This is a genomic window from Georgenia sp. 311 (genome assembly GCF_006151955.1).
Lineage (GTDB): Bacteria > Actinomycetota > Actinomycetes > Actinomycetales > Actinomycetaceae > Oceanitalea > Oceanitalea wutianyii.
Window position 1 is genome coordinate 26797 of sequence record NZ_VDFS01000041.1, and the last position, 4056, is coordinate 30852.

The 4056-nt window shown below is 75.9% G+C and carries 3 protein-coding genes; all 3 read right to left on the reverse strand.

From position 1 onward, the window contains the following. Positions 1-1666 (reverse strand): GAF domain-containing sensor histidine kinase (locus FHE66_RS08620; RefSeq protein ID WP_139072568.1); only part of this gene is annotated, 1666 nt, incomplete at its 3' end. Positions 1667-1694: 28 nt separating this feature from the next. After that, entirely contained in the window at positions 1695-3548 is a 1854-nt protein-coding gene (gene cydC / locus FHE66_RS08625; protein ID WP_139072563.1) for a thiol reductant ABC exporter subunit CydC, read from the reverse strand. Continuing rightward, positions 3545-4056, reverse strand: a 512-nt coding sequence (locus tag FHE66_RS08630) for an ATP-binding cassette domain-containing protein (RefSeq protein ID WP_139072564.1), incomplete at its 5' end; no start/stop codon positions are given. The genes cydC and FHE66_RS08630, both read right to left, overlap by 4 nt.

Sequence of the window (4056 nt, forward strand, 5' to 3'; positions counted from 1 at the left end):
CCTGCCAGCTGAGCAGGGTGCCCTCGCCGGACTCCGCGCGCGCGAGGGAGAACGTCCCACCATGCCGCCGGGCGCGCACCGCGAGGTTGTCCAGGCCCGAGCGCCGCGTGGAGCTGCGGTCCACGCCCACGCCGTCGTCCTCGACCTCCACCGACACCCGCCCGGTGACCCCGGCCCCACGCACGGTGATGCGCACCTGGACGGAGGAGGAGCGGGCGTGACGGGCGGCGTTGGCCAGGCCCTCGCGCACGACGGCGACGACGTCGTCGGCGATGTCGTCGTCCACGCGCGAGTCGAGGAGCTCGGCCGGGGTGGCGCCGGGGGAGAGGTCCTCGTCGCCGTCGCGCACGACGCGCCCGTCGACGGCGATGACGAGCGAGGGCGCGAAGCTCAGGCCGGTGCGGGCGAGGGAGGTCTCCCGCCGCAGCCGCTCGACCAGCCCGACCGCCTCGTCCGGCTCCTTGAGGGAGTGGACGATCGACCGGATCTGACGCACGCTCTCGTCCACGCTGGTGAGCGCGGACTCGACCGTGGGGGCGATCCACGCGGTCTCCTCGTGCGCCGCCGCCTCCTGGCGGGCGGACTCGAGCTGCATGCCGGTGGCGAAGAGCTGCTGGATGGCGAGGTCGTGGAGGTCGCGGGAGATCCGCTGGCGCTCCTCGAGGAGCGCGGAGACGTCCTGCGCGTGCCGGGCGGCGGCGAGCTCGAGGGCGACGGCGGCCTGCGCGGCCACCGCCTCGGCGACCTCGAGGTCGGCGTTGGTGAACTCCTGGCCGCCCTGCAGCCGCAGGAGGATGAGCACGCCGCGGCCGGTGCCCTGGGCCATCATCGGGGCGTACAGCGCCGGGCCGTAACGGCTCAGGGCGGGCACCCGCAGGGAGCGGGCGCGGGACATCGAGTCGACGATCATGCCGACGCCGTTGGCGATGACGGTGCGGGCGCGGCCCTCCTGCGGGAAGACCTGGCCGATGAGGTCGGAGGCGCCGATGCCGTCGGCGATCTCGCACATCCACGTGTCGCCGATCGAGGGCAGGACGATGAGGGTGGCGTCGGCGCGGGCGACCTCACGCACCTTCTGGGCGATGAGCTCGAGCGCCTCCTCCTCCTCGGTGCCGGACAGGAGCTGGGTGGTGATCTCCTGGCTGACGGCGACCCACCGCTCGCGGTCGAGGGCGTCGGCGTAGCGCTGGGCGTTGACGACGGCGACGGCGGCGGCGGAGGCGAGCTGCTTCATCGCGTGGATGTCGTCCTCGGTGAAGCCGCCCTCCTTGTCCGCGAGGTAGAGCCGGCCGAAGACCTGCTCGCGGATCTTCACCGGCACGCCGAGGAAGTTCTGCATGAGCGGGTGACCCTCCGGCCACCCGCCGAACGCGGGGTGGTCGGCGATCGACTCGATGAGCAGGTGCCCCTCGTTCGGGATGTGGGCGAGGACGCCGCGGCCGCGAGGCGGGTGGCCGAGTATCTCGGCCGTCTGGTCGTCCATGCCGTGGAAGACGAAGTTCGCCGTCTCGCCGCGGCTGTCGAGCACGGCGAGGGCAGCGAACCGGGCCCCGGTGAGGCTCGCGGCGCTGTCGACGAACCCGCGCATGACGGTGTCGGTGTCGAGGCTCGCGGTGAGGCCGATGGCGGCCCCGAGCAGCCGGTAGCGCGACTCGCGGTCGGGCATGGACGGTCCTCTCTCGTGCGTGCGCCCCTCAGCGCAGCTCCTGCTCCACGGCCCAGCGGTAGGAGGGCACGGTCTCGAGCAGGTGTGCGTGGGAGCCTCGTGCGATCACGGTAGCCCGTTCGCCGCCCGGGCCGAGCACGACGACCTCGTCCGCGGCGGCCAGGGGCGTGAGGCGGTGGGTGACGAGCAGGACGCCTCGCCCGGAGTCGCGTGCGGAGAGCAGGTCGCCGACCAGCCGGTCCGCGGTGGCCGGGTCGAGGTGCTCGCCCGGCTCGTCGAGGAGGAGCAGCGGGGCGTGGCTGGCCAGCGCGCGGGCGAGCAGGAGACGGCGGCGCTCGCCGCCGGAGATCGACGTCGCCTCGGGGTCGAGCATGGTGCCCACGCCGTCGGGCAGGCCGGCGAGCCAGCCGTCGAGGCCGGCGCGGTGGAGGAGCTCGCGTGCCTCCTCCTCGTCGACGTCGCCGCGGGCCACGCGCAGGTTCTCCAGCACGGTCGTGGCGAAGACGTGCGCGTCCTCGGCGGTGAGGACGACGGCGTCGCTCACGGTGGCCCGGTCGAGGTCACCGACGGGCGTGTCCCCGAGCAGCACCCGACCGCCGAGCGGGGGGATGAGCCCTGCGAGCGTGAGCAGGAGGGTCGTCTTGCCGATGCCGCTGGGGCCGACGACGGCGATGCTGCGGCCGGGCCGCAGGTCCAGGTCGAGACCGCTCGCGACGATCCCGGCACGCGGCCACCCGACGGCGAGGTCCTCGGCGTGCAGCACCGGCTCGAGGGGCCTCGCGTGGGCGCCGGGCCGCTCGGCGGTGTCGTGCGGCCCCTCGGACGCGGCCTCCTCGTGCGCGGCGCCGACCCGGGCCGCGGCGAGGACGGGCTCCGGGCGGGCGGAGGAGGGCGCCTGGGCCCGGTCGAGCAGCTCGGTGACCCGCATCGCCGCGCCGGCCGAGCGGACGAGCTGGATCGCGGCGGGGCCCAGCATCGCCGTGCCCTCGAACGCGGCGAGCGGCGTGAGGACGACGACGGCGAGCTCGACCGGCTCCATCGTGCCGGCGACCGTGGCCCGGATGCCGATGACGAGCGCGGCGAGGACGGCGATGCCGGTGGCGAGGTGGTCGATGCCCGCGGCCAGCGCGGCGGGCCGGGCGGCGGCGTCCTTGGCCCGGGCCAGGCGCCGCTCGGTGGCGGCGAGGGCGGCGCGGGCGCGGGGGAGACGGCCGGAGACGGTGAGCTCGGCCGCGCCCTCGAGCATCGTCATCGCACCGGAGGACAGGTCGCTGCGCGCCTCGGCCTGGGCGAGCTCGTCGAGCCGCGCCGCGCGCATGCTCAGCAGCGGGCCGACGAGCCCGGCGATCAGCAGACAGGCCGCGAGGACGGCACCGATCGCCGGGTTGAGCCACGCGACGAGGGTGACGGTCCCGACGCCGACGGCGGCGGCGACCGCGGCGGGCAGCAGGCCGCGGACGACGATGTCGCCCACGGAGTCGACGTCCGCGCCGGTGCGGGTGAGCATCTCACCGCGCTGGAGGCCGGAGACGACGTCGGTGGGGGCGTCGGCGAGGGTGGTGTAGACCCGCTCGCGCAGGGTGGCCATGCCGCGCAGGGCGACGTCGTGGGAGACGAGCCGCTCGACGTAGCGCATGAGGCCGCGGGAGATGCCGAAGGTCCGCACGGCGACGGACGCGACGCCGAGCTCCAGCACCGGCGGCATCTGCGAGGCGCGGGCGATGAGCCAGGCGGAGGTCGCCGACAGGGCGACCGCGCTGCCCAGACCGGCCGTCCCGGCGAGGACGGCGAGGACGAACCGCCACCGGTTGAGGTCGAGCAGGTCGACCGCCCGGCGCAGCGCGCGCCGCTCGGCGGGGGTGAGGGCGACGACGGAGCTCATGCGCGCTCACCAACCCGGGCGTCGGCGTCGGTGTGCGGCTCGGCCGGGGCGTTGTGCACCTCGACGACGTCGTCGGCGAGGTCGATGAGCCGCGGCCGGTGCGCGATGACGAGGACGGCGCGACCCTCCGCTCGCAGGGTCGCGACGACGTCGAGCACGCGCTGCTCGGCCGCGGCGTCCAGGTGCGCCGAGGGCTCGTCGAGGACGACGAGCGGGGCCGGGTCGAGGAGGGCGCGGGTGAGGGCGAGGCGCTGGCGCTGGCCGAGGGACAGGCCGGCGCCGCCCTGGCCGATGGGGGTGTCCCAGCCGAGCGGGAGACCCGCGAGGACCTCGGCCAGCCCGGTGGCGCGGGCGGCGGCCTCCTCGCGCTCGCCGACCTCGCCGTCGGGCCCGAGCACCGCCTCGGCGACCGTCCCCGGCGTGAGCACTGGACGCTGGGGGACCCAGGTGACCTGGGCGTGCCAGGAGGCCGGGTCGACGGTGGCGAGGTCGACGGCGTCGGCGTCGG

Bases quoted from the DNA above. Each gene is read 5' to 3' on its own strand.
- cydC (WP_139072563.1), bottom strand. From the start codon at position 3,548: ATGAGCTCCGTCGTCGCCCTCACCCCCGCCGAGCGGCGCGCGCTGCGC.